General features: G+C 72.9%; 19 protein-coding genes. 5 read left to right on the top strand and 14 right to left on the bottom strand.

What is annotated here, in order from left to right; all coding sequences use genetic code 11:
* Positions 1 to 5 precede the first annotated feature (5 nt).
* The 9 genes from AB0J67_RS12075 to AB0J67_RS12035 form a co-directional block, all read right to left on the bottom strand.
* On the bottom strand, positions 6 to 1127 hold the full coding sequence (locus tag AB0J67_RS12075; protein WP_363480153.1) for a phosphatase PAP2 family protein: 1122 nt from the start codon (positions 1125 to 1127) through the stop codon (positions 6 to 8).
* Positions 1128 to 1256: 129 nt separating this feature from the next.
* A complete protein-coding gene (locus AB0J67_RS12070) occupies positions 1257 to 3188 on the bottom strand; it encodes a Xaa-Pro dipeptidyl-peptidase (RefSeq protein WP_363480150.1) in 1932 nt (643 codons plus the stop codon).
* A 140-nt stretch (positions 3189 to 3328) separates the two neighbouring features.
* Positions 3329 to 5122, bottom strand: a complete 1794-nt coding sequence (locus AB0J67_RS12065; protein ID WP_363480208.1) for an ABC transporter ATP-binding protein — start codon at positions 5120 to 5122, stop codon at positions 3329 to 3331.
* Positions 5123 to 5243: 121 nt separating this feature from the next.
* Positions 5244 to 6923 (bottom strand): ABC transporter ATP-binding protein, encoded by a 1680-nt coding sequence (locus tag AB0J67_RS12060; RefSeq protein ID WP_363480147.1) that lies wholly within the window; start codon positions 6921 to 6923, stop codon positions 5244 to 5246.
* 143 nt (positions 6924 to 7066) lie between these two features.
* Positions 7067 to 8260: an ArgE/DapE family deacylase gene (locus tag AB0J67_RS12055; protein WP_363480144.1), complete on the bottom strand. Its 1194-nt coding sequence runs from the start codon at positions 8258 to 8260 to the stop codon at positions 7067 to 7069.
* Complete coding sequence (locus AB0J67_RS12050; protein ID WP_363480141.1) at positions 8257 to 9210, bottom strand: methionyl-tRNA formyltransferase; 954 nt, start codon at positions 9208 to 9210, stop codon at positions 8257 to 8259. The genes AB0J67_RS12055 and AB0J67_RS12050 overlap by 4 nt, the downstream gene beginning before the upstream one ends.
* A gap of 256 nt (positions 9211 to 9466) precedes the next feature.
* A complete protein-coding gene (locus AB0J67_RS12045; protein ID WP_363480138.1) occupies positions 9467 to 10330 on the bottom strand; it encodes an ABC transporter ATP-binding protein in 864 nt (287 codons plus the stop codon).
* Positions 10331 to 10400: 70 nt separating this feature from the next.
* Positions 10401 to 11468: an iron chelate uptake ABC transporter family permease subunit gene (locus tag AB0J67_RS12040; protein WP_363480205.1), complete on the bottom strand. Its 1068-nt coding sequence runs from the start codon at positions 11466 to 11468 to the stop codon at positions 10401 to 10403.
* Between the two features lie 62 nt (positions 11469 to 11530).
* Positions 11531 to 12487: an iron chelate uptake ABC transporter family permease subunit gene (locus AB0J67_RS12035; protein WP_363480202.1), complete on the bottom strand. Its 957-nt coding sequence runs from the start codon at positions 12485 to 12487 to the stop codon at positions 11531 to 11533.
* Positions 12488 to 12680: 193 nt separating this feature from the next.
* Between AB0J67_RS12035 and AB0J67_RS12030 the strand changes: the two genes are divergently transcribed.
* Both AB0J67_RS12030 and ligD read left to right on the top strand, forming a co-directional pair.
* Positions 12681 to 13727 carry an iron-siderophore ABC transporter substrate-binding protein gene (locus AB0J67_RS12030; protein WP_363480135.1) on the top strand — a complete coding sequence of 349 codons (1047 nt, stop codon included), beginning with the start codon at positions 12681 to 12683 and terminating at the stop codon, positions 13725 to 13727.
* A 91-nt stretch (positions 13728 to 13818) separates the two neighbouring features.
* Entirely contained in the window at positions 13819 to 14790 is a 972-nt protein-coding gene (ligD, locus tag AB0J67_RS12025; protein WP_363480132.1) for a non-homologous end-joining DNA ligase, read from the top strand.
* A 92-nt stretch (positions 14791 to 14882) separates the two neighbouring features.
* Here ligD and AB0J67_RS12020 read toward each other — a convergent pair whose 3' ends face one another.
* Positions 14883 to 16058 (bottom strand): metallophosphoesterase, encoded by a 1176-nt coding sequence (locus AB0J67_RS12020; RefSeq protein ID WP_363480129.1) that lies wholly within the window; start codon positions 16056 to 16058, stop codon positions 14883 to 14885.
* A 247-nt stretch (positions 16059 to 16305) separates the two neighbouring features.
* Between AB0J67_RS12020 and AB0J67_RS12015 the strand changes: the two genes are divergently transcribed.
* Both AB0J67_RS12015 and AB0J67_RS12010 read left to right on the top strand, forming a co-directional pair.
* Complete coding sequence (locus AB0J67_RS12015) at positions 16306 to 17145, top strand: NAD(P)-dependent oxidoreductase (protein ID WP_363480126.1); 840 nt, start codon at positions 16306 to 16308, stop codon at positions 17143 to 17145.
* A gap of 311 nt (positions 17146 to 17456) precedes the next feature.
* Entirely contained in the window at positions 17457 to 18818 is a 1362-nt protein-coding gene (locus tag AB0J67_RS12010; protein WP_363480123.1) for a lysine N(6)-hydroxylase/L-ornithine N(5)-oxygenase family protein, read from the top strand.
* 72 nt (positions 18819 to 18890) lie between these two features.
* On the opposite strand, the gene AB0J67_RS12005 is transcribed toward AB0J67_RS12010, so the two are convergent.
* The 4 genes from AB0J67_RS12005 to AB0J67_RS11990 all read right to left on the bottom strand — a co-directional run bounded on the left by AB0J67_RS12005 (position 18891) and on the right by AB0J67_RS11990 (position 24309).
* Entirely contained in the window at positions 18891 to 20141 is a 1251-nt protein-coding gene (locus AB0J67_RS12005) for an MFS transporter (protein ID WP_363480120.1), read from the bottom strand.
* Positions 20142 to 20176: 35 nt separating this feature from the next.
* Positions 20177 to 21595, bottom strand: a complete 1419-nt coding sequence (locus tag AB0J67_RS12000) for an ATP-binding protein (protein WP_363480117.1) — start codon at positions 21593 to 21595, stop codon at positions 20177 to 20179.
* Positions 21592 to 23250, bottom strand: coding sequence for an FAD-dependent oxidoreductase (locus AB0J67_RS11995; protein WP_363480114.1), 1659 nt, complete (start codon positions 23248 to 23250; stop codon positions 21592 to 21594). The genes AB0J67_RS12000 and AB0J67_RS11995 overlap by 4 nt, the downstream gene beginning before the upstream one ends.
* Positions 23251 to 23328: 78 nt before the next feature.
* Positions 23329 to 24309, bottom strand: coding sequence for an aminoglycoside phosphotransferase family protein (locus AB0J67_RS11990; protein WP_363480111.1), 981 nt, complete (start codon positions 24307 to 24309; stop codon positions 23329 to 23331).
* Positions 24310 to 24720: 411 nt separating this feature from the next.
* On the opposite strand from AB0J67_RS11990, the gene AB0J67_RS11985 reads away from it, so the two are divergent.
* A complete protein-coding gene (locus AB0J67_RS11985) occupies positions 24721 to 26604 on the top strand; it encodes a cellulase family glycosylhydrolase (RefSeq protein ID WP_363480199.1) in 1884 nt (627 codons plus the stop codon).
* Positions 26605 to 26636: the final 32 nt, after the last annotated feature.

The following is a 26636-nucleotide window of genomic DNA, read 5'->3' as shown; positions in this document are numbered from 1 at the left end:
CACACCTACGACATTTCGTTGCGACGCGAAACAGTTTTGTGATCGTCCTGCAACGTCGGCGTGGCGTCGCGTCCGGAATAGAGGGAGGCGGCCCGGGGGGCGACGGTGCCGCTGCCGATCGTGGAGCCTGCGCCGACCACCGCGGTGTCACTCTTGCGGCAAGCGACAACTTGTGGGTTGTCCCGACAACCCACAAGTTGTCGGGCAAGGCAGCGGGTCACCGCCCGGTCGGCGGCGAAGGCGACCGCGAGCCCGGCGGCGACGTCGGCGGTGTAGTGATAGCGGGTGTACACGACCGACAGCGTCAGCCCGATGGTGAGCGGCAGCAGCCACCGGAACGCGGCGCGGCCCTGGATCCGGCGGACCGCCAGGCACACCGCCCACGCCCCGGCCACGTGGGCCGAGGGGAAGGCGGTGCCGGCCGGGTCGGCGTGCGCCATGAGCAGCTGCTGCGCCGGGGCGAGCAGGTAGCCGGTCAGCACGGGCGGGTCGAGCTGCCCGGCCAGCGAGTGGACCGGACCGCGCACCGGCACCACCAGGTACCCGAGGTAGCAGGTGTACACGGCGGCGGCGACGGTGGTCACCAGCCGCTCCAGGTCGGCCAGGCGGCGGCGCAGGAGCAGCAGCACCGGCGGGACCACGATGTAGAGGTAGTAGCTGACGTAGCAGGCGTAGAACAGCTCGGTGAGCGGCCGCGACACGATCGCGTCCAGCCACAGCGCGGGGTGTCCACCCCAGACGCCGGACTCGAACCGGTTCATCGCGGCGTCGAGGTACCGGCCGCGCAGGGCCAGCACGGTGCCACCGGTCATGGTGTAGACCACCGGCGCGACCACGAGCGGGTAGCTCAGCCGCAGCGCGGTCAGCACCCGGTCGTGCGGCCGCCGGGCGTACGCGGCGAGCAGTGCGCCGACCACGGCCGCCGTGGCGGCGTACCCGGCGAGGTAGAGCGGCCAGCGGGGCACGTGGTCGTGGCCGATCGCCACCAGTGTCGCGGCCACCGCCAGGAAGCCGAGGACGATCGCGTCGAGCGGCCGCAGGATCGAGGTCCGGGCGGCCGGGCCGCTCGCCACCGGGCTGTCGCCACGGTGCGCCGGACTCCGTTCGGACTCGCGCAAGGGATGCACCTGATGAACAGTACCCCCGAAACGACGCGTGAAACGACGCAACTATAGGGGCAGAAACAGGACGGTAGGGCGCATACCGGGAATTGAGGCGGGACCGCGCTCCGAGGGTGAGCGCGGTCCCGCCGCCGGTCACTGGAAGCGGGTGCCCGCCAGCGGGCTCACCGTGCCGTCGTAGATCACGGACGGCGCGTCCGTGCCGTAGGCCGACGCCGACGGCGCGAGCGCCCCGGCGGGGGCGATCGGCAGCTTCAGCACGCTGCCGGCCAGGTCGACGGTGACCGTCGCCCCGGTCGAGTGCGCCGACACGAACTCCGCGTCGGTGAGCGTCAGCACCACCCCGAGCCGCTGCCCGGCCGGGATGACCTGGTCGATCGGGCGCAGCTTCCACGTGATCGTGTAGTAGGTGCTGGTGTTCATCGCGGTGGTGCCGGTCAGCGAGTCGCGGTGCTGGCCGTCCATCCAGCCCCGCGACAGCACCTGGTACGCCGCGCTCGACACCACCTTCGCCGTGTCCTTGTAACAGGCGTCGTCGGTGCTCGACGACGAACCCCAGCACGTCTGGCTGGTCAGCGTGCTGATGCCCTCACCCGAGCTGCGGTAGTTGACCCGGGTGGCGGTGCCGTAGGTGACGAGCTTCGCGGTCAGCGTCGTCGTCGCCTTGCTCGACCGGACCCGCAGCGTGATCGTCGGGGTGCCGGAGATGCGCAGGTCCGAGGCGAGCACGGGCGTCTGGTACACCTTGCGGCCGGTGCGGGCGGTCGTCGGCGAGCTGACCGCGTTGGCCTCGGTCAGCGACGGCGTGTCGGTCAGCGACAGGCTGCCCGAGCCCGCGCCGGACGACGCCAGCACCCCCGGGTTGCCGGTGCCCTGCAGCACGTAGTTGACCGTCGCGGTGCCCGACGGCGGCCACAGCGCGCTGGTCTGCCACACGTCGGCGGCCCGCTCCACGTCGGCCATCGGCTCGCTCATGATCCCGTTGTCGATGCCCAGCAGCCAGTAGTCGAACCAGCGGTGCAGGGTGGACACCCAGGCCGAGCGCCGGAAGTCGAACGGGTCGACGTGGCCCTCCTGGGACAGCCAGATCTTGCGCGGCACGTTGTTCGCGGCCAGCGCGTCCCACCACTGCCCGAAGTGGACGCCCTGCACGTTGAGATCGTTCATGCCGTGCACGACGAACACGCTGGCGCGCACCGACGCGGCCGAGGTGACGTAGTTGCGGGCGGCCCAGAACGAGTTGTAGTTGCCGGTGCTCGCGGCGTGGCCGCTGCTCAGCGCGCTCGACACCGCCGTGCAGGTGCCCGACGGGCGGCCGTTGACCGTGTTGTGCAGGCTGGGCACCGAGCTGACCCTCGGGTTGACCATGCCGTTGGCCCGGTTGTAGTCGTACCAGCTGGAGATCGCCCCGATCGGGACGATGGTCGCCAGGCCCGGCACGCCGGTGGCCGCGACCGCGTTGGCGACCGTGCCGTCCCACGACTTGCCGATCATGCCCACCTTGCCGGTGCTCCAGGTGGTCGCGCTGACCACCGCGCCCGCGGCGTTGCGACCGGTGGCCCGGCCGTTCAGCCAGTCGATGACCGCCTTGGCGCCCTGCACCTCCTCGGTGCCGCCGACGTCCTCGCAGCCCGTGGACCGGCTGGTGCCGGGCAGATCGGCGGCGATGAAGGCGTACCCGCGCGGCACGAAGTAGTTGTCGTAGTACAGCGGGAACTTGGAGACCGTGCCGTCCGCGGCGTACATCTTCTTCTCGGACTCGTTGCCGCGCCCGCAGCACTGGTAGTAGGGCGAGGCGTCCATGATGACCGGCACCTTCACCCCGGCCGTGGCGGCCTCGCGGGGCCGGATGATGTCCGCGACGACCCGGTCGGGGGTGCCGTTGCCGTCGTTGTCGAGCGGGGTGTCGACGTAGACGGTCTCGCGGATCGCGGTCGAGTAGTCGTAGATCGGGTCGCTGAGCAGCGCGACAGGGGCTGCGGCGGGAGCTGGGGCGGCGGAGGCGGGTGCCGCGAGCGCGGTGGTGCCGAGCAGCGCGAGCACGCACAACAGGGGTATGCGACGCATGACACATGCTTGCATCGCCATGTTTCGCTGTCTACCGGGCCGGGTTGATCGGTGGTCCGGGTCGAAAAGTGAGATCGGGCCGCACTTTTCGACCCGAACCACCGACCTCGCCAGCCGGACTTCCGGCGCTCAGCGACAGGTCAGTCCGCCGGGCCGCCGGGGCGGCGGCCGGACCACGCCTGCCAGAGTTCGGCATACCGGCCGCCCGGTGTGCCGCGCAGCTCGTCGTGGGTGCCGCTCTCCACGATGCGGCCGCCGTCGAGCACGACGACCTGGTCGGCGAGCGCCGCCTGGGTGAGCCGGTGGGCGACCAGCAGGCCGGTGCGCCCGTCCAGCGCGGCGGCGACCGAGGCCTCCAGCATCCGCGCGCCGGCGCTGCCCGCCTCGGCGGTCGCCTCGTCGAGGACCGCGACGGCCGGGTCGGCCAGCACCAGCCGGGCCAGGGCGAGCTGCTGGGCCTGCGCCGCGGTGAGGCGGTGCCCGCCCTCACCGACCACGGTGGACATCCCGTCGGGCAGCGACTGCACCCACTCGGCCGCGCCGACCCGCTCCAGCGCCGCGACGAGCTGCTCGTCGGTCGCGGAAGGACTGGCCAGGCGCAGGTCCTCGGCGAGCGTGCCCGCGAAGACGTACACCTCCTGCGTGATCAGCGCGACGGCCCGCCGGCCTGACGGATCGAGGTCGCCGAGGCCGACGCCGCCGACCCGGATGCTGCCCGAGGTGGGCTCGTGCACGCCCGCGACCAGGCCCGCGAGGGTGCTCTTGCCCGCGCCGCTCGCGCCGACCAGCGCCACCCGGCGTCCCGCGGGGACCGCGATGGTCACGTCGTGCAGCACCATCCGGTCCGCGGTGTACGCGTGGCTGACCGCCTCGGCCCGCAGCGACGCGTCGGCGGGGGAGCGGGGCGCCGGGGGCGCGACGGGCTCGGGCAGCTCGGCGACGCCGACCAGGCGCGCCAGCGAGGCGTACGCCGCCTGCACGTCGTCGATCAGGCCCAGCGCGGTGTTGATCGGGGTGAACAGGTTGTGGAAGTACAGCGCCGCCGCGGTGGCCGTGCCGATGGACACCTCACCGTTGCGGACCAGCAGGAACCCGGTGACCAGCACCGCGCCCAGCCCGATGAACTCGGCCAGGTTGAGCCGGGCGTAGAACCGGGTGACCAGGTTGACGCCGCGCATGGTCAGGTCGACGGCCTCCTGCGACCGCTCGCCGACCAGGTTCAGGTGCCGCTCGCGGCGGCGCAGCGCGCGCACCGTGGCCGCGCCGCTGATCGTCTCCAACAGCTGCTGCTGCTGGGCGCCGACGGCGATGCGCTGCCGGGCGTAGACGGGCAGGGCGCGGCCCGCGTACCAGCGGACGGTGTGCAGCTGCACCGGGGCGGCGAGCAGGGCGGCGAGCATGAAGCGCCAGTCGAGCACGGCCAGCCCGGCCAGGGTCAGCCCGATCGCCAGCAGCGAGCGGGCCAGCTCGGGCAGGCCGCTGCGGACCACGGACGCGACCGCGTTGAGGTCGTTGCCCGCGCGGGAGGTCAGGTCACCGGACCCGGCCCGCTCGATCCGGCCCAGCGGCAGCCGCAGCGCCCGGTCCAGGAAACGCTCGCGCAGCTCGGCCAGCGCCCCCTCACCCAGCCGCGCGACCAGCGTGAGCCCGTACGCGGTCGCGGTGCCGGACAGCACGGCGACCACGGCCAGCGCCACCACCGGCGTGGTGAGCGCGGCGGCCGGGCGGCCCAGGCTGACCAGGTCCACGATGTGGCCGAGCAGCGGCGCGACGGCCAGCCCGATCGCGGTCGCCGCGACGAGCACCGCCAGCCCGGCCAGCGCCAGCAGGCGGCGCGGCCGCAGCAGCGCGCGCAGCGCCCGGACGGTCTGCGCACCGGTGGCGACCGGCAGCAGCTCCCGCTGCGGGCCGGTGGCCTGCTCCCCGTGGGTCATTGCCGGCTCCTCGCTGCGCTCGTCGTCACCGTGGGTCACCGAAGTCACCGTTCGCTCGCTCATGCCCGCTCCCGGCTGCGCTGGTCGGCGGCACCGGGACAGGAGCCCGTGCCCTGCTCGCTCATGCCAGCACCGCCGCGCGGTACGCGTCGTGCGCGCGGACGAGCTCGTCGTGGGTGCCCGCGGCGGTGACCGTGCCCCCGGCGACGAAGCGGACGGTGTCGGCGGTGGCCAGCAGCGCCGGGCTGGTCGTGATGACCACGGTGGTCCGCCCCTCGCGCAGGCGGCGTACGCCGTGGGCGATGCGGGACTCGGTGACGGCGTCCACGGCCGTGGTCGGCTCGTGCAGCACCAGCACCGGCGGGTCGGCGGCCAGGGCACGGGCCAGGGCGACGCGCTGGCGCTGCCCGCCGGACAGGGTCCGGCCGCCCTCGCCGAGCAGCCCGTCCAGCCCGCCGGGCAGGGTCGCGGCGACCTCGTCGGCCGCCGACGCGGACAGCACCAGGCCCAGGCCGTCCCCACCGCCGGGGCGGATGTCGTCGCGCAGGGTGCCCTCGAACAGGTCGGCGTCGTGCGCGGCGACCAGCAGCGCGCCGCGTACCGCGTCGGGGTCCAGGGTGGACAGGTCGTGGCCGTCGAGGGTGACGGTGCCCGCGGCCGGCTCCCGTTCCCGGCCGAGGCATTCGATCAGGGCGTCGGCGTGCGCGGGGTCGGCGGTGACCACGCCGACGAACGCGCCCGCCGGCACGTCCAGGTCCAGCCCGGCCAGCCCGGAGTGGGTGAGCCCGCGTACGGTCACCTGCCCCTTCACCGGGCCGGGCAGCGGCGCCTCGCCGCCGACGGCGGGCGGGGAGTTCAGCACCTCGGCGATCCGGCCGGCGCTGGCCCGGCCCTGGGCCAGCTCGCCGTTGACCCAGACCATCAGCGACAGCGGGCCGACCAGGTACTGCGCCATGCCGACCGCCGAGACCAGCGCGCCGATGCTGATCTCGCCGTCGGCGGCCAGCCGCCCGCCGACCAGCGCGACCAGCGCCAGGAACAGCCCGTTGACGGCGAGCAGGGTGCCGTCGTGCCGGGCCTTGGCCCCGGCGGCGTGCAGGGTCGCGGTCAGCGCGGCGCGGCTGCTGAGCCGGTAGCGGTCCGCCGCGGCCCGCTCGGCGCCGATGCCCTTGAGCACACGCAGCCCGCCGACCAGGTCGGCGGCGAGCCCGGCGGCGTGCGCGGCGCGCTCCTGCTCCTCCTCGCTGCGCCGCTGCAGCGGCCGCCCCAGCAGGTGCGCCAGCACCATCATCAGCGGGGTGCCGAGCAGCACCAGCAGCCCGAGTGGCAGCGACACCCGCAGCAGCGCGACCGCGCCGACGGCCAGGCCCGCGATCGCGGCGATGCCGAGCGGCATGACCAGCGCCACCATGCCGACCCGGCCCGCGTCGCCGGTCGCGACGCTGGCCAGCGCACCGGGCAGGCGGCCGGTGTCGGCGCCGCCGCGCGCGTCGAGCACCCGCTCGGTGACGCGGACCCGCAGCCGGTGCCCGGCCTGCTCGGCGGCGCGCTCGCCGAGCCGTGCCCCGAACCGGAAGCTGTACGACAGCGTCGCGAACACCGCCGCCAGCACGCCGATCCACAGCAGCAGCGAGCCGGTCGAGCCGGAGCCCACGGCACGGTCCACCACGACGCCGATCACCACCGGCACCAGCGCCTCACCGGCCTGGTGGCCGGTGCTGAGCACGGCGCTGCCGGTGATGCGCCGGGCCTGTTCGCGCAGGCTCTGGCGCAGCACACGGCCGCCGGTGAGCTGGGGCATGTCCACTCCTTCAGGGGTGCGGCCGCAAGCCGCAGGGTTCGGGCCCGCGGGGCCGCCGGGGGCCAGGCGCAGGGTGGGTCGGGCGCTGTCTGCGGTCAGGGGCGGTGCGGGGTCGGGCGTGGTCGAGGATCGCGCGGTGCGGGTCAGGCGCAGTGCGTCGCGGCAAGGCGGGTCAGTGTCGCGCTCGCCTCGGCGACCTCGGAGATCGGCACGTACTCGTCGGGGGCGTGGGCGAGGTCGATCGCGCCGGGTCCGTACTGGACGGCGGGGATGCCGGCGGCCGCGAGCAGCCGCAGGTCGCTGCCGTAGGGGGCACCCCACCGGGCCGGGTCCGTGCCGGTCGCGGCGATAAGCGCCTCGGTGAGCGCCGGGTCGGGGTTGCGGCCGGGCGCGAACTGCCCGCCCCACCACTCGACGGTGACCGGGTGCCGGGCCAGCCACGGATCGGCGGCGCAGGCCGCGGCCAGGGCCGCCTCGAACGCCGCCTTGGCCTGCTGCGGGGACTCGTCGAGGGCGACGCCGAAGCGCCCCTCGGCGACCAGCTCGCCCGGCACCGACGACGACCAGTCGCCCGCGTGCACGGTGCCGATCTCCAGCGCGTACGGGATGTCCCAGGTGCGCATCAGCGGGTCGACGTCGCGGTTGCGCGCGGCTTCCAGCTCCCGCAGCGCGGTGAAGACGGGCAGGAACTTCTCGACCGCGCTGACGCCGCCGGTGCGGCGGGCCGCGTGCGTGGACGACCCGGTGACCCGCAGCCGGAACGTCAGCGCTCCGGCGTTGGCGGGCACCACGGCCAGGCCGGTCGGCTCGGGGATGACGCAGGCGTCGGCGCGCCAGCCGCGCGCCAGCAGCCCGTACGTGCCCAGGCCGCCGTCCTCCTCGCCGACCACGCAGGCGACCAGCACGTCGCCGCGCAGCCGGGCCTGCTTGAGCTGCTTGACCGCGAGCAGCGCGGCGACCAGGCCGCCCTTCATGTCGCAGGCGCCCCGGCCGTAGACGCGGTCGCCGTCCACCTTCCCGGAGAACGGGTCGTCGGTCCACGCGGACAGGTCACCGGGCGGCACCACGTCGACGTGCCCGTTGAACATCAGCGACCGGCCGCCGCCGCTGCCGGGCAGCCGCCCGACCAGCCCGTACGCGCGCTCGCGGGGCACCTCCATGCCGGGGAAGGCGGGCTGGGCGGTCAGCTGCGCCAGCGGCAGCTCCCAGAGGTCGACCTCCAGGCCTTCGGCGCGCATCCAGTCGGCCAGCATCGCCTGGATGCCGGCCTCCTCGGGCGCGCCGCCCACGCTGGGCACGCGGATCAGCTCGGACAGCAGCTCGGTCAGCTCGTTCACGACGGGAAGTGTCCCAGGTAGCCGCCCATCGTCCGGAACAGGTCGGTGGCGGCCAGCTCGGTGCCGTCGTCGAGGCGTACCCGCTCGATGACCAAGCCCTTGCTCCTGCCGCGGCGGGCCTGCGCCCCGGCGACGATCGCGACGCCGTCGCCCTCGCGGTAGAAGACCCGGCCCGGAGTGCCGCCGTACACGGCCTGCGAGACCGACGCCTTGAGGACGCGGATCCGCTGCCCCCGGTAGTAGGTGTAGGCGTTCGGGTACGGGTCGCACTGGGCGCGGACCAGGCGGTCGAGCTCCTCGGCGGTCCAGGTCCAGTCGATGCGCAGGTCCTCGTCGGCGCGCTTGTGGAAGAAGCTGGCCTGCGAGCGGTCCTGCGGGGTCCAGTCGGTGCGGCCCGAGGCGATCAGGCGCAGGCCCTCCACGGTGATCGGGCCGAACATGTCGAGGGTCTTGTGGAACAGGTCGACGGTGGTGTCGCGCTCGCCGACCGGCGTGGACCACTGCAGCACGATGTCGCCCGCGTCGAGGGTGTCGTCCATCATGTGCGCGGTCACGCCGACCTCGGGCTCGCCGTTGAGCAGCGCCCAGATCAGCGGCGAGAACCCGGCGTACTTGGGCAGCAGCGAGTCGTGGATGTTGAGGGTGCCGTGGCGGGGCAGGTTGAAGATGTGCGGCGGGATCCAGGTGCGCCAGTTGGTGGCGACGATGACGTCCGGCTCGGCCTCCTTGAGCCGCGTGAACAGCTCGTCGTCGTCGGGCCGGTTGCGCTCCAGCATGGGCACGCCGTGGGCGACGGCCAGGTCGGCGACGGAGTCGCTCCAGATCCGCTCGTACGCGTGGTCGCTCTTCGGATGCGTGACGACGAGGACGACCTCGAGGTCGGGCGCCTCCAGCAGGGCCTGGAGGGTGCGGTGGCCCCAGGTCTGGTATCCGAACATCGCGACCCGCATGGGGTGCCTCCTCTGGAGCTGCATAGGTAAGCCTTACTAAGGTAACCCTAATGTAGTCGTCGGGACTGGCGCGCGGAAGGGTGCTTTGTCCACCTCGGACGGACTGCTCCCGCTTGCCGCCGCCGGCCCGTCCGGCTGCCGCGCGCCGGGGGTGGTGCCTGTTCCCGCGCGACAACTTCCGGGTTGTCCGGACAACCCAGAAGTTGTCGCGTCGCGACCGTGGACGTGCACCGGCGCGGTCGCCGACGCGCAGACGTCACGCCACCGCGGGCCGCAACGCGCCGGCACCACCGGCGGGTGCGGTGCGGCGACGGCGGCGGTCGGCGGGCACGACCATGGGGGTCGCGGTCTGCGGGTCGGGGATGACCTCGCAGGCCACCCCGAAGACCCGCTCGACCAGGTCGGCGGTCATCACCCGGTCGGGCGCGCCCTGGGCGAGCACCTGCCCGCCGCGCATCACGACCAGGTCGGTGGCGTAGCGGCAGGCCTGGTTGAGGTCGTGCAGCACGGCCACCACCGTGCGGCCCTGCTCGTGCAGCTCGGCGCACAGGTCGAGCACCTCGAACTGGTGCGCCAGGTCCAGGAACGTGGTCGGCTCGTCGAGCAGCAGGATCGGCGTCTGCTGGGCCAGCGCCACGGCCAGCCACACCCGCTGCCGCTGCCCGCCGGACAGCTCGTCGACGAACCGGTCCGCGAGGTCGGTCACCTCGGTCACCGCCATCGCCTCGCGTACGGCCGCCTCGTCCTCGGCCGACCACTGGCGCAGCAGCCGCTGGTGGGCGAACCGGCCGCGGGCGACCAGGTCCTCCACCACGATCCCGGCCGGGACCAGCGGCGACTGCGGCAGCATGCCGAGCTGCTTGGCGACCTGCTTCGACGGCAGCGACGCGATCGCGGCGCCGTCCAGGTACACCGTGCCGGCCTGCGGCCGCAGCACCCGCGCCAGTGCCTTGAGCAGCGTCGACTTGCCGCAGGCGTTGGGGCCGACGATGACCGTGAACGAGCCGTCGGCGATCTCGACGCCCAGCTCCCGGGCGACCACGCGCCGGTCGTACGCCAGGGTCAGGTTCTCCGCGCGCAGCCGTGCCGGTGCCTGCATCGCCGTCTCCTCGGTGCTCATGCCTTCTCCTCGCTTCGCTCGTCGACGGCATGAGCCGAACCGTGCCATCCGATTCGCTCGCTGCGCTCGTTCATCGGCCGCGGCGCCATTCGCGCCCCAGCAGCCAGGTCAGGTAGAGCCCGCCGAGCGCGGCGGTGACCACGCCGACGGGGACGTCGTTGTCGGGCAGCACCCGGTGCGCCGCCCAGTCGCTCGCGGCCAGCAGCGCGGCGCCCATCATGGCGGCGGGCAGGATGCCCGGCCCCGGTGCGCGGGTGAGCCGGGCGGCGAGCTGCGGCGCGGCCAGCGCCACGAACGCGATCGGCCCCGCCGCGGCGGTCGCCCCGGCCGCGAGCCCGACGGCGGCCAGGGTGAGCAACACCTTGCTGCGCTCGACGCGTACGCCGTGCAGGATCGCGGTCTCGTCGCCCAGCGCCAGCATGTCCAGGTGGCGCCCCTGGTGCAGGGCGACGGGCAGCAGCACGGCCAGCGCGGTGCCGGCGATGGCGACCTCGGTCCAGGTCCGGCCGTTGAGGCTGCCGATCAGCCACACCTGCGCGGCCAGCGCCTCGTCGAGCCGGGCTCGGATGATCATGAACGAGTTGGCCGCCTCCAGCAGCGCGGACACGCCCACACCCATCAGGACCAGCCGGAACGCCTGGGTGCCGCGCCGGAACGCGAGCAGGTAGATCGCCACCGCGGTGGCCAGGCAGCCAATGACCGCACCGGCCGCGACCTGCACGCCGCTGCCGTCCAGCAGCAGGATCACCACCAGCGCGCCGGTGGCCGCGCCGACGGTCAGGCCGACGAAGTCGGGGCTGCCCAGCGGGTTGCGGGTCAGGCCCTGGAATACTGCGCCGCTCGCGCCGAGCGCCGCCCCGACCAGCAGCGTGACCAGCACCCGGGGCAGCCGCAGCTCCAGCACGATGAAGTCGGTGCCCGCGTCGCCCTGACCGGCCAGGCTGCGCAGCACGTCGGCGACGGGCAGCGCGAAGTCGCCGCTGGACAGGTTCACCACGGCGATAGCCAGCGCGGCCAGCAGCAGCAGGCCGCCGACGAGCATGGCCCGCACCCGCAGCCGCAGCGAGATCCGCCCGCCCCGGGTCCGCAGCACGATCCGCCGCGCGCCGCGCTCGCGCGCCGAAGCCGTGATCTTCATCGCCGCCGGTGCGGGTGCTGCGGTCTCCGGCTCGGCCGGCGGGTCGAGGCGGGTCGGCGTCGTCACAGGGCACCCAGCTTCCGGCGGCGGCACATGGCGATGAACACCGGCGCACCCAGGAACGCGGTCACGATGCCGACCTGCAGCTCCGACGGCGCGGTCAGCACCCGGCCGAGCACGTCCGCGCCGAGCAGTAGCACCGGTCCGAGCACGACGGAGTACGCCAGGATCCAGCGGTGGTCCGGCCCGGTGATCGAGCGGGCCAGCACGGGCACGGCCAGGCCGAGGAACCAGATCGGGCCGCAGGCGGCGGTGGCCGCCCCGCACAGCAGGGTGACCACGGCGATGCCGAGCACGCGGATGCGGGCCGGGTGCGCGCCCAGCGCCGTGGCCGCCTCGTCGCCCATGCTGAGCGCGTTCAGCCGCCCGCCCAGGCTCAGCGCCAGCAGCACGCCCACGATCAGGAACGGCGCGAGGCGCACCAGGGTCGCCCCGTCGCGGTCGGCCAGCGAGCCGACGTCCCAGTGCCGGTACCGGTCGAACGCGTCGCGGCGGGTGACCAGCACCGCCCAGACCAGCGCGCCGAGCACGGCGGTGAACGAGACCCCGGCCAGCACCTGGCGGTCCGGGGTGGGGAAGCGGCCGGAGCCGCCGAGCGCGAACACGACCGCCGCGGTGACCGCCGCGCCCGCGAACGCGAACCACACGTAGGAGGCGGGCGAGGTGATGCCGAGGAACGCGATCGCCACGACGACGCCCGAGGACGCGCCCAGGTTCACGCCGAGCAGGCCGGGTTCGGCCAGCGGGTTGCGGGTCAGCGCCTGCATCAGCGCGCCGGCCAGCCCGAGCGCCGCGCCGACACCGAGGCCGAGCAGCGTACGGGGGATGCGCAGCTGGTACACGATGATCGACTCCTGGGAGCCGTCGTCGTGCCGGAGCACCTGCCACACCGTGTCCAGCGGGATGGTGCGGCTGCCCACCGCGATGCTCAACGCGACGACGCCGGCCAGCGCGAGCAGCCCGAGCACCAGCCCGAGCCGCCGCCGGGCGGCACCGGCGCGCGCGCGTACGGCGTCCGGCGGCGCCGGTGCGTCGGCGGTCTGGGTCGTCACCGCAGGTCCCCCTCCCGAGTTTGAGATTAGGGGAGGCTAACCTATGCTCTCCGGCGGGCGGCCACAGGGCCTCCCACCAGTGCAGAAAGGAACCACCCCCGTGCGGCTTCTCTCCCACGCCCGGATGCTGGCGGCGGCCACCGCCGCCGTCCTCAGCCTCGGCCTCGCCGCCTGCGGCGCCGACGAGGAGCCGTCCGGCACCTCCAGCCAGGGCGCGACCTCGGGCGCCTTCCCCGTCTCGGTCGAGCACAAGTACGGCACCACCGAGGTCAAGGCCGAGCCGAAGCGCATCGTCGTGGTCGGCCTGACCGAGCAGGACGCGCTGCTGTCCCTCGGCGTCGTGCCGGTCGCCACCACCGAGTGGTTCGGCGGGCACCCGGGCGCGGTGTGGCCGTGGGCGCAGGACGAGCTCGGCTCGGCCGCCAAGCCCGAGGTGCTCACCAACACCGACGGGATCAAGTTCGAGAAGGTCGCCGCGCTGCGCCCCGACCTGATCCTGGGCATCTACTCCGGCCTGACCGCCGAGGACTACGCCACCCTGTCGAAGATCGCGCCGACCGTGGCGCAGCCCAAGGACGTCATCGACTACGGCGTGTCGTGGCAGCAGACCACCCGCATGGTGGGCGCCGCGGTGGGCCGCAAGGACCAGGCCGAGAAGGTCGTCGCCGACGTCGAGGCGAAGATCGCCGCGGCCAAGGCCGCCAACCCGAAGTTCGCCGGCGCCACCGGCCTGGTCGCCACCACGTGGGAGGGCTTCTACGTGTACGGCGCGCAGGACGCCCGCGGTCGCCTGCTGCAGGACCTCGGCTTCAAGCTGCCCGACGGCCTGGACGCGATCACCGGCAAGGAGTTCGGCGCGAACATCAGCCGCGAGCGCACCGACCTGCTCGACACCTCGGTGCTGATCTGGCTGGTCGACGACTACGGCAAGGACAAGGCCAAGCTGCACGCCGACCCGCTGTACGGCAAGCTCAAGGTCAAGGCCGAGGGCCGCGACGTGTACCTGGAGAACGGCGAGCTGCTCGGCGGCGCCACCTCCTACATCACCGCGCTGTCCCTGCCGTACCTGCTCGACGGCCTGGTGCCGCAGCTGGCGGCGGCCGTCGACGGCGACCCGGCGACCGAGGTCAAGCGCGCGGCCAAGTGACCCGCTGCCCGCGACGGGGTGGACGGATTCCGTCCACCCCGTTTTCCGTACTCGCGTTGACGGCGGGGCCGGGCCGGGTAATGGTGATCACATGGCCCGTGACGGTGAGACGCGCGACGGTGTGGAGCTGACCAACCTCGACCAGCCCCTGTTCGACGGGGCCGGGGCGACCAAACGCGACCTGGTGGACTACCTGGACGCGGTCGCCGAGCGCATGCTCCCGGCGCTGCGCGACCGGCCGCTGTCCGTGATGCGGGTGCGTCCCGGCCAGCCGCCGTTCATGCAGAAGAACCTCCCGAAGTACACCCCGGACTGGGTGCGGTCGGTGACGGTGTGGGCCGAGGCGTCGCACCGCGAGGTCACCTACGCCCTGTGCGACGACCGGCGCACCCTGATCTGGTTCGGCAACCAGCGCGCGGTCGAGTACCACACCGCGCTCGCCCATGCCGCGGATCCGGGGCACCAGACGCACCTGATCCTGGACCTGGACCCGCCCGAGGGCGACCACTTCGCCAAGGCGGTGCAGGGCGCGCTGCTGGTACGCCGGGCGCTGGCCGACTGCGGGCTGGACGGCGCGGTCAAGACCAGCGGCAGCAAGGGCGTGCACGTGTTCGTGCCGCTGGACGGCACCGCCGGCCCCGAGGACGTCGCCGCCGCGACCCGGGCCGTGGCCGCGCGCGCCGAACGCCTCGACCCGAAGCTCGCCACCACCGCGTTCATCCGGGAGGACCGCCACGGCAAGGTCTTCCTCGACGCGACCCGCTCCGGCGGCGCGACGGTCGTCGCCGTCTACAGCCCGCGCATCCGGCCCGGCCTGCCGGTGTCCTTCCCGGTGTCCTGGGCGGACCTGGACAGCGTCACCCCCGCCGACTTCACCATCGGCACCGTCCCCGACCTGGTCGCCAAGCAGGACCCCTGGGCCGACTGCATGCCCGCCCCGCAGGCGCTGCCCGCCGACCTGGTCGAGGAGGGCCACACCATCCCGATCGCCCGCGTGCAGGCGATGCACGAGGGCAAGCGCCGCGCCAAGGCCAAACGCGAAGCCGGCCCCACCGACGCGTGACCCGGTCCGCGCCCATGATCGTCCGACTTGCCTGGCACATGGGCGAAAGAGCGTTCAAGATACGCCCGGTTGCCTGGCAAATCGGGTGATCTTCAGGCGGTGCGGAGGACGAGTTCGGTGATCTCGCTGGGGGCGAAGACGCGCAGGGGAGGGCCCCAGAAGCCGGTGCCGCGGCTGGTGTAGAGCTGGGTGCGGTCGCTGTGGCGGGTCAGGCCCTGCACCGCGGGCTGGTCGAGCTTGACCAGGTAGTGGAAGGGCCAGATCTGGCCGCCGTGGGTGTGCCCGGAGATCTGCAGGTCCACGCCGTGGCGGACCGCGTCGGTGATCTGCTTGGGCTGGTGGGCCAGCAGCAGCACCGGCAGGTCCGGGTCGGTGCCGGCGAGCGCGGCCGCGTGGTCCATCGAGTGGCCGGTGCGCGAGTGCGCGGCGGTGATGTCGTCGACGCCGGCCACCACCAGCCGGTCGCCGCCGCGCTCCACGATCAGGTGCCGGTTGTGCAGGCACTCCCAGCCCAGCTCCGCCATGTGCGCGAGCCAGCCCTCGGCCTCGCCGTAGTACTCGTGGTTGCCCGTCACGTACGCCCGCGCCAGCTTCGCCCGGATCTCGCCGAGCGGCGCGGCCATCTCGCGTCGCTGGGCCACCGTGCCGTCGGCGATGTCGCCGGTGTGGCACACGATGTCCGGTTCGAGCGCGTTGACCGCTCTGGTGACCCCTGCCGACCAGCGGGAGCGCTCGATCGGGCCGTAGTGCGTGTCGGTCAGCAGCACCACCTTCAGGCCGTCCAGCCCCTTGCCGAGCCGGGGGAGCACCACCTCGACCCGGCGCACCCGGGGCACCCGCATCGCCTCGGCGTACCCCCAGGCGACCAGCACCAGCGAGACCGCGGCGACCGCGGCGGCGGTGATCCGGGAACGCAGCGGGTCGGCGACGCCGCCTAGGGCCAGCGCGGCCCGCAGCACGTTGCCCAGCAGCGCCCAGGTGAACAGCACCCAGACCACGCCGAGCGTGGTGTCGGCGATCCGCGAGGCCCAGTCCCTGCCGCGGGCGTGGCCCTGGAACATCAGCACCGGGAAGGCCAGCGCGAACCCGCCGAACAGCACGGTGCCCGCCGCCACGACGGGGGTGGGCCAGTGCGCGCCCGCCATGAGCAGCGTCCACCACGGGACCCCGAACAGCAGTCCCAGGACCGTGGTCACGGCCAGGCCGAACAGCAGCGGTCGCAGGGACCGTCGCGCGGGGGCGGCCTGGACGGCCTCGCCAGTCGACACCAGCACTCCTCAGCAGAAGGTCGGACTCTCCAGCATGCCACGCCGGCCCCACCGGCCGGGCCGTCGCCGCCTGAAGATCGGCGGGAAGCGGCCGACGCAGATCTTGTGCGGTTGCTGTCGTCCCGGCAGGCACGAACTGCACAAGATCCATCCGATGGGACGCCTCGGCAGGCGGTCGGCACGCTCGGCGGCGGACGGGGTAGAACCTGAGCATGAGCAGAACGCACGCAGGCCGGCGGTACGCATCGTGAAGCGGGTCCTGGTCACCGGGGCGGCCGGGCGGCTCGGCCGCGCCACGCTCGACCTGCTCGCCCGCGAGGGCGTCGCCGCCACCGCGTTCGACCTGCGCGATCCCGGCGACCTGACGGCCGAGCGGGTCGTGGTGGGCGACAGCGGCGACGCGGTGGCGGTGCGCGAGGCCCTGTCCGGGGTGGACGCCGTGGTGCACTGCGCGGCCCTGCCGGCACCCACGCTCGGCACGGCGGAGCAGGTGTTCTGCGGCAACACGCGGGGCACCTTCGTGGTGCTGGAGGAGGCCGCGCAGGCCGGGGTGGGCCGGGCGGTGCTGGCCGGCAGCCAGTCGGCGTACGGGTTCGCGTGGTCGCCGCAGCCGTTCGCGCCGCACTACCTGCCGCTCGACGAGGCGCACCCGCTGCTGCCCGCCGACCCGTACGCGCTGAGCAAGCAGGTCGACGAGCAGATCGGGGAGATGGTCGCCCGCCGGCACGGCATGACCGTGGTGGCGCTGCGGTTCCCGCTGCTCGGCGGGCTGGCCGAGCGCCTGCCGACCTATGCCGAGCGCTACCGGTCGGAGCCGGGCGACGGCGCGCGGTCGCTGTGGGCGTACCTGGAGGACCGCGACGCCGCGACGGCGAACCTGCTGGCGCTGACCCGGCCGCTCGACGGCTGCCACGCGATCCTGGTCGCCGCGCTGACGACGCTGGCCGCGCTGCCCACCGAGGAGCTGCTCGACCGCTTCCACCCGGGTGTCCCGCGCCGGATCGCGTTCCCCGGCCGGACCGTCCCGCTGGACCTCTCCCGCGCCGCCGACCTGCTCGGGTTCGTGCCGGAGCACCTCTGCGGCTGACCGGGCCGACTCGGTGTAGGTCGGCGGGAGGTGACAACTCCTGGGTTGTCGCGACAACCCAGGAGTTGTCACGTGCACGGGCAACAGTGACCGGAGCCGAGGCAGCCCAGGACGGTGCCGGGAAGGCGAGTGAACGTCGGAAATGCTTGACACTGAGGTTTGCCTTGCCTAATTTACCAATATAGATCATCGATCCATTCACGACCAGCACCGGCCAAGACCCCGTATTGGCAAGGCGCGAGCAGTAGGTTAGCCTAACCTAAGTCATGGACCAACTGGGTCCATCGGCGATGCTTAGGGATAGGACGGAAATGTCAGACTTCACGCTCGGTTCCGGTGCAGACGTCGTTCACGACATCGTCGGTGTGGGTTTCGGGCCGTCGAACCTGGCCCTGGCCATCGCCGCCGCGGAGAGCCCCGCCCCGGTCAGCGCCGTCTTCCTGGAGCGCCAGGCCGAGTTCGGCTGGCACCGCGGCATGCTGCTCGACGACGCCACCATGCAGGTCTCCTTCATGAAGGACCTGGTCACCCTGCGCAACCCGGCGAGCCGCTACAGCTTCCTGTGCTACCTGCACAGCCGCGGCCGGCTGATCGACTTCATCAACCACAAGAATTTGTTCCCGCTGCGCGTCGAGTTCCACGACTATCTGGAGTGGGCGGCGCGCCAGGTCGACGACACCGTGCGGTACGGCCACGAGGTCGTCGACGTGCACCCGGTCTTCGAGAACGGCCGCGCGGCCTACGTGAACGTCATCGCGCAGGGCCCGCGTACGGCCGTCGCGGTGCGCGCCCGCAACGTGGTCTTCGCGACCGGCCTGCGCCCGGAGCTGCCCGCCGGGGTGAAGCCGTCGCCGCGCGTCTGGCACAGCCACGACCTGCTGCGCCAGGTCGACCAGTGGACGGGCGCGCGGCGCTTCGTCGTGGTCGGCGCGGGGCAGAGCGCCGCCGAGGCCACCGCGTTCCTGCACGAGCGCTTCCCGCGGGCCGAGGTGTGCTCGGTGTTCTCGCGGTACGGGTACAGCCCGGCCGACGACAGCCCGTTCGCCAACCGCATCTTCGACCCGGCCGCGGTCGACGACTTCTTCACCGCGCCGCCGCAGACCAAGCAGCTGCTGCTCGACTACCACCGGGGCACCAACTACTCGGTGGTCGACCTCGACCTGATCAACGACCTCTACCGGCGCATGTACCAGGAGAAGGTGCTCGGGCAGGAGCGGCTGCGGATGCTCAACGCCAGCCGGCTGGCCGCCGCCGACGACCTGGGCGACCGGGTGCGCGTCGGGATCTCGTCGCTGATCACCGGCGAGCAGACCGAGCTGGACGCCGACATCCTGGTCTGCGCGACCGGCTACCGCCAGGCCGACCCGTCGGGGCTGCTCGGCGACCTGGCCGCGCACGTGCACCGCGACGAGCAGGGCCGCCTGGTCGCCGGGCGCGACTACCGGCTGTCCACCGGCCCCGACCTGGAGTGCGGCATCTACCTGCAGGGGGGCACCGAGCACACGCACGGCATCACGTCCTCGCTGCTGTCGGCGACCGCCGTGCGGGCCGGCGAGATCCTGCAGTCCGTGCTGGACCACCGCGACGCCCCGGCCGACCCGACCCCGGCCGAGCTGTCCGCCCTGATCCGCTCGCTCCCGGCACCCGCGATAGGCATGGTCCCCGCGGCCTAGCACCACGCCGTCGCCCGCCCCTGCGGCGGACGACGTGGCCGAGCTGCTGTTTCAGGGAGACCGCCCGAATCCCTACACCTTCCCCGAAACCGTGGCACCACCCTGTGGCGCGTCCGCGAGAGCGGGGGTGGGCGGGGGGAGGAGGAGGGGGCCGCGGCGGCCGAGGGCCCAGACGGCCAGGGCGAAGCAGCTCAGGATCATCCCGGCGACGGTCACGGCGGTCCAGCCGCCCAGTGACCAGAGCACGGTGGCGGCGCCCGAGCCGAGCGCGCCACCGAGGAAGGTCCCCGTGACGTATGCGGTGTTGAGCCGGCTGCGCTCCTGCCCGGACACGGCGAACACCCGGGTCTGGTTCAGGATGGCCTGCGCCTGCAGGGCGATGTCGAGCACCACCGCCACGACGACCAGCAGCACGACCGAGCGGCCCGCCGCCGCCGCGACGGCGAACATCACCAGCGCCAGCGCCCATGCCGCGCCGGTGGCGGGGACGGACCAGCCGCGGTCATGCAGCCGTCCGGCGCGCTGCGCGGCGACCGCGCCGGCGAGCCCGGCCAGCCCGAACAGCCCGATCACCGACACCGGATAGCCGAACGGCGGGCCGCTGAGCAGGAAGGTCAGCGGGGTCCAGAACAGAGTGAACGCGGCGAACCCGGTCGCTGCCAGCACCAGCGTCCAGCGCACGGTCCGCTCGCGGCGCACGGCCGAGGCGACGGAGGCGAGCAGCGCCGGGTAGCGCATGCGGGCTTTCGGCTGCTGCGGGGGGATCGCCCGATGCAGCAGGCACGCCAGCACGACCGCGACGGCCGCGGCGAGGGCGTAGATCGCGCGCCAGCCGGCCACGTCCGCGACCAGGCCGCTGATGGTGCGGGAGGCCAGGATGCCGGTCAGGATCCCGGACACGACCACGCCGACGACCCGGCCCCGGTCGCCGTCGCCGGCCAGGTCGCCGGCCAGCGGCGTGAGGAGCTGCCCGGACACGGTGGTCGCGCCGACCGCCGTGACGGCGAGCAGCAGCACCGGCATCGACGGCGCCACCGCGCACAGCAGCAGCGCCGCGGCCGCGCACAGCATCATGACCGGCACGAACCGGCGCCGGTCGGTGACGTCGCCGAGCGGCACGAGCAGCAGGATGCCGGTCGCGTAGCCGAGCTGCGTGACGGTGATCAGCCATCCGGCGGTGGCGGTGGAGGTGTGCAGGTCGGCGGCGATGAAATCGAGCAGCGGCTGCGCCCAGTACAGGTTGCCGACCGCCGCTCCCGCGGCGAGGGCGAACAGGAAGGTGAGCCCCCGGCCCATGACCGGCGGGTGGGAATGGTCCTGCATGGGCGGGCATCCTCCGAAGGCCTCGCCGGGCCGGGTTACTCGGCGGGCGGCTCGACGGGCAGCAGTACGCGGAAGCGGGTGTCGCCGGGCGAGGACTCCACGCGGATGTCGCCGTGGTGCTTGTTGACCACGATCCGGTAGGAGATGTCCAGGCCCAGGCCGGTGCCCTCGCCGACCGGCTTGGTGGTGAAGAACGGCTCGAAGATGCGTGGCCGGATCGCGGGGTCGATGCCCGGACCGGTGTCGCCCACCTCGACGAAGACGCTGTCGTTCTCCCGCCCGGTGCGCACGGTGAGCGTGCCGGTCTCGCCCATCGCGCCGAGCGCGTTGTCGATCAGGTTCGTCCAGACCTGGTTCAGCTCGGCGGCGTACGCCGGGATCTTCGGCAGCGTCCGGTCCAGCTCCTTCACCACGGTCACGCCCCTGCCGAGCTTGCCGGAGAACATCGCCAGGGTGGCCTTGACCAGGTCGTTGACGTCGACCTCCTGGTACGGCGCGCGGTCCAGCTGCGAGTACTGCTTGGCCGCGGAGACCAGGCCGGAGATGCGGGTGACCGAGTCGTCGATCTCGCCCATCAGCAGCTCGGTCTCCAGCGTGTAGGTCAGCCAGCGCACCGCCGACTCGAAATTCTCCACGCCGACCGTGTCGGACACCTGCTGCAGCCACTCCTCGTCGACACCGCCCGCCACCAGCGTCGGCGCGATGTCCCACGCACCGGTGATGTCGCGCTCCTCCAGCCAGTCGGCCAGCGCGTCCTCGGCGTCGGACGTCTGCACCGGGCTGAGCTGCGGCGCGGCGTCGATCCGCTTGACCGCCTCCTCCTGCAGGTCGACGAGCTGGCGCAGCTTGGTGCCGTCCAGCCGCCCGTCGGCGATCAGGGACAGCTTGTGCCGCATCCCGGCGACCCGCTGGCGCAGCACGGCGGTGGCGCGTACGGCGGCCGCGGCGGGGTTGTTCAGCTCGTGGGTCAGGCCCGCCGACAGCGAGCCCAGCGCCAGCAGCCGCTCGCGCTCGCCGATGATCGTCTGCATGCTGCGCATGCCGAAGAACAGGCCTTCGAGCAGGTGCATCGCCATCGGGAACCAGTCGCGCATCATGTGCGCGAACTGGTCGGAGGGCAGCACGAACACCTCGACGTCGGTGATCGCCAGCAGCGAGTTGGCGTAGCGCTGGGGGACGCGCTCGCCGAGGTAGGCCTGCATGGCGCCGGCGTACACGCCGCGCTGGTCGGTGCGGCTGACCTCGACGTGGTCGCCGTGGACCAGGCGGCCGAGCGCGATGGTGCCCGACAGCAGGACGTAGAAGCAGGTCGCCTCGTCGCCCTCGGTGTAGATCGGCCCGGCCGGGATGCACTCGATCCGGCCGTGCTCGACGAGCCAGTCGAGCTGCCCCTCGTCGAGGGCCTCGAACAGGAACAGGGTGCGCAGCAGTCCGGGGGTGAGTTCCGTGGTCACTGCCCCTCCAAGTAGCGATGTACCAGTGAGATGGCCATGGCGCCCTCGCCGACGGCGGAGGCGACGCGCTTGACCGAGTCGGACCGCACGTCACCGGCGGCGAACACGCCCGGCACGCTGCTCTCCAGGTGGTAGGGGTCGCGGTCGAGGATCCAGCCGGGCGGGCGCTTGCCGCCGGCCAGCAGGTCCGGGCCGGTCAGCACGAAGCCGTGCTGGTCGCGGGCGACGACGCCGTCCAGCCAGCCGGTGCCGGGCTCGGCGCCGATGAAGATGAACAGGTAGGACGCGTCCACCGTGGTCCGCTCGCCGCTGCGGTTGTCGACCAGGACCAGCCGCTCCAGGTGCTCCTCGCCCTCGCCCCGCTCGACCTGGGTGAACGGGTGGACCTCGATGTTCTCGATCGCCTCGATCTGGTCGATCAGGTAGCGCGACATGGACCGGCGCAGGTCCTCGCCGCGGATGAGCATGTGCACGCGGCTGGCGTACCGGCTGAAGTAGACGGCGGCCTGGCCGGCCGAGTTGGCCCCGCCGACGATGTAGACCTCCTGGTCCCGGCAGCCGGGCGCCTCGGTCGCGGCCGAGCCGTAGTACACGCCGCGGCCGGTCAGGTCGGTGCATCCGGGCACGTCGAGCATCCGGTACGACACCCCGGTGGCCAGCACCACGCTGTGCGCGGCGATGCGGGTGCCGTCGGCGAAGTGCACGACGCGGGCCGAGCCGCACGTCTCCAGCGCGGTCACCTCGCGGGCCGACAGCAGCTCGGCGCCGAACTTCAGCGCCTGCCGGCGGGCCCGGTCGGTGAGCTGGGCGCCGGAGACGCCGTCGGGGAAGCCGAGGTAGTTCTCGATGCGGCTGCTCTGACCCGCCTGCCCGCCGGTGGCGCGCCGCTCGACGAGCACGGTGCGCAGGCCCTCGGAGGCGGCGTACACGGCAGAGCCGAGACCGGCCGGGCCGGCCCCGATGACGATCACGTCGTAGAAGTCCGACGCCGGGGTGGTGGTCAGGCCGATGTTGCCCGCGAGCGTGGCCACGTCCGGCTGGACCAGCGTCTTGCCCTCCGTGGTGACCACCAGCGGCACGTCGTCGGCGGTGAGCCCGGCCGCGGCCAGCAGGCGGGCGCCCTCCGGGTCGTCGGCGACGTACCAGCGGAACGGCACCAGGTTGCGGGCCAGGAAGTCACGGATCTTGTACGAGTGGGCGGACCACCGGTGGCCGACCACGCGCAGCTCGGCCGAGGCCGCATCGGGCGTCGCCTGCCAGGCCCGCAGCAGCTCATCGCAGACGGGGTAGAGGCGCTCCTCCGGCGGGTTCCACGGCTTGAGCAGGTAGTGGTCGACGTCGACGAGGTTGATCGCGTTGATCGCCGCGTCGGTGTCGGCGTACGCGGTCAGCAGCACCCGGCGCGCCTGCGGGAACAGGTCCATCGCCGATTCCAGGAACTGGATGCCGTTCATCTGGGGCATCCGGTAGTCGGCCAGCAGCAGCGCGACCTGCTGCCCGCGCAGCTTCAGCTCGCGCAGCGCGTCGAGCGCCTCGGCGCCCGAGGCGGCCCGCACCACGCGGTAGGTCTCCCCGTAGTGTCGGCGCAGGTCGCGCGCCACCGCCCGGGAGACGGCGGGATCGTCGTCCACGGTCAGGATCGCCGGTGTGCTCATGACAACAATCAAACACCCTGACGGGCCCGATCCATGCCCGGGTGATCGAGAACGCCTCACGCGTCACTGCTGTAACTTTCACACCGCAGCGAGCTCGTCCAGATCCGTCGTCAGCATCCCGGTGGCGAACGCGAGCAGCTCGGCGTTCTCCTTCTCCGGGTAGCCGCGCACCGCGGTCTCGGCGATCAGGATCAGCCACAGGTAGCTGCGGTAGAGCCACAGCCGGATCTGCTCGGCGGGGGTCAGCGCCCGGCCCAGGAAGCCGTCGAGCACGGCCGCGGCCTCCTCCTCCGGCACGAACGAGACCAGCGAGACCAGCTCGGCGAGCGGGTCGCCGTAGAAGGCGCGCTCGCCGTCGATGATTCCCTCGACGCGCCACCCCTCCCCGTCGGCGATCACGAAGACGTTGCCGTCCCACAGGTCGAAGTGGACCAGCGCCGGCACGGTGACCTCGTCGAGCAGCGGGGCGTGCCGGTGCACGAGCTCGCGGATCTCGGCGGCGGGCCGGGGCAGCGGCCGGTCGCTGCCGGTGGCGTCGGCCAGGATGTCCTCGACGAACCACAGGAACGACTCCCGCCAGGACGCCGTGCGGGTGCGCCCGTCGCGGCGCGGGTAGCCGAACCGCTCGCCGGTGACGGCGGTGACGGCGGCGCCGATCCGGCCCAGTTCACACCGGACGGCCAGCAGGTGCGCCGGGTCCATGGTCTTCTTCACCTGCTCGAACGACACCCCGCGCAGCCGCTCCAGCACCATGACGCCGCGCTCGGGGTCGGCGTGCCACAGCCGCGGCAGCGGCACGCCCGCGCCGGCGGCCCGCCGGAAGAACTCGATCTCGGTGTGCATCAGGTCCACCTCGTACGTCAGCACCGTCAGCCCCGGCTCGGGCGCGACCTTGAGCACGACCTCCCGCCCGTCGGCCAGGCGTACCGCGTGCGCGGCGTTGAAGAAGCCGTCGGTGAACTCCTCGCTGCCCGTGACGACGGCCTGCTCGCCGAGGCCGTCGCGGATGAGGCGGGCGATGTCGGCATCGGACAGGACCGGCTTGGTGATGCTGCGCATGGCGACGATGATCGCGTGGGAGCGCTTTCTCCGGCAAGACCTCTCCGGACGTCCCGCGCGGCGGGATTGACGGAGACTGTTGCGTCCGGGTTACGGGAGCCTTACGCTCCTACGCAAATGGGAGCGCTCCCGCTCACCGTTGTCGATGTTCGCTCCATTCCGGACCTCGGCTTACGGTGTCGGGATCCGACCAGCCCCGCCTCCTCGGGCTGATCGTCGCCGCGCCACCCCCGGTGCCCGGCCGGGGGAGCGCGGCACGATCCGGCGCACGAGTGGGAGCGCTCCCGTCCTGCTGGCGGCACCGATCGCCGCCCGCTAACCGCTCCCGGAAGGTTCTCCATGGCATCGAGTAGAAGGTCGGGGATCCGCTCCCGACTGCGCCTACCCCTCGCGCTGGCCTCGCTGGCGACCATGCTGGCGGCCGGTGCGGCCGTGCTCGCCCCGACCACCGCCGCCGCGGCCGTGCCGGAGAAGGACTGGCTGCACGTCCAGGGCAACAAGGTCGTCGACGAGGCCGGCAACCAGGTGTGGCTGACCGGCGTCAACTGGTTCGGCTTCAACGCCTCCGAGCGCGTCTTCCACGGCCTGTGGTCGGGCAACATCACCTCCATCACCAAGGGCATGGCCGACCGCGGCATGAACATCGTGCGCGTGCCGATCTCGACCCAGCTGCTGCTGGAGTGGAAGAACGGCCAGACCGTCGCCGCGCCCAACGTGAACACATACGCCAACCCCGAGCTGGCGGGCAAGAACAACCTGCAGATCTTCGACTACTGGCTGCAGCTGTGCGAGCAGTTCGGCCTGAAGGTCATGCTGGACGTGCACAGCGCCGAGGCCGACAACTCCGGCCACATCCACCCGGTGTGGTGGAAGGGCACGATCACCACCGAGCAGTTCTACCAGGGCTGGGAGTGGGTGACCAACCGGTACAAGAACAACGACACCATCGTCGCGATGGACATCAAGAACGAGCCGCACGGCACGCCCAACACCCCGCCGCGGGCCAAGTGGGACAACAGCACCGACCAGGACAACTTCAAGAACGTCTGCCAGACGGCGGGCAACCGGATCCTGGCGATCAACCCGAACGTGCTGATCCTGTGCGAGGGGATCGAGGTCTACCCGCGGCCGGGCGAGACCTGGAGCTCGCCGAACACCGACCCGGACCTGACGCCGAACTACTTCTACAACTGGTGGGGCGGCAACCTGCGCGGCGTGCGCGACTTCCCGGTCAACCTGGGCGCCAACCAGGACCAGCTGATGTACTCGCCGCACGACTACGGCCCGCTGGTGTACGAGCAGCCGTGGTTCCAGGGCGCGTTCGACAAGGCCTCGCTGACCAACGACGTGTGGCGGCCGAACTGGTTCTACATCCACGAGGACAACATCGCGCCGCTGCTGATCGGCGAGTGGGGCGGCCGGCTCGGCCAGGACGCCCGCCAGGACAAGTGGATGACCGCGCTGCGCGACCTGATCGCCGAGCACCGGCTGCACCAGACGTTCTGGGTGCTCAACCCGAACTCCGGCGACACCGGGGGCCTGCTGCTCGACGACTGGGCCACCTGGGACACCGCCAAGCTCAACCTGCTCAAGCCGGCCCTGTGGCAGCACCAGAACAAGTTCGTCAGCCTCGACCACCAGGTCCGCCTGGGCGGCACCAGTAGCACCACCGGCTACAACCTCGCCGACGTGTACGGCGGCGGTGGCGGCACCGGCGACACCATCGCCCCGTCGGCCCCGTCCAGCCTGCGCACCACCGGCGTGACCAGCAGCTCGGTCTCGCTGGCCTGGAACGCGGCCACCGACAACGTCGGCGTCACCGCGTACGAGGTCTACCGCGCGGGCACCCGGGTGGCCACCGTCTCCGGCCTGACCTACACCGACACCGGGCTCGCCGCGTCCACGGCGTACTCCTACACGGTGCGGGCACGCGACGCGGCGGGCAACGTCTCGGCGGCGTCGTCCGCGGTCACCGGCACCACGTCCGGCGGCGGTGGCGGCGGTGGCGGCTGCACCGCGGTCCTGCGGGTGATCAACAGCTGGCAGGGCGGCATGCAGGGTGAGGTCACCGTCACCAACACCAGCACCAGCACGTCCGTCGGCTGGGCCACGGTGCTGAACATCCCGACGACGCTGACCATCAGCAACCTGTGGAACGGCGTCCGCAGCGGCAGCACGGTCACCCACGCACCGCACAACGGCGCCCTGGCCCCCTCGGGGAACACGACCTTCGGGTTCGTCGCCAGCGGCACCGGCGCGGTGACCGTCACCAGCTGCGCCCTCGCGGTCCCGTAACCGGCGGCGCAGGGCCCGGCGCGACGGGCCCT

Source organism: Catellatospora sp. NPDC049609, from assembly GCF_040675365.1.
In the GTDB taxonomy this organism is placed as follows: Bacteria; Actinomycetota; Actinomycetes; order Mycobacteriales; family Micromonosporaceae; genus Catellatospora.
The sequence above is the reverse complement of the archived record's forward strand: the minus strand, read 5'-3'. Positions and strand labels throughout refer to the sequence as shown.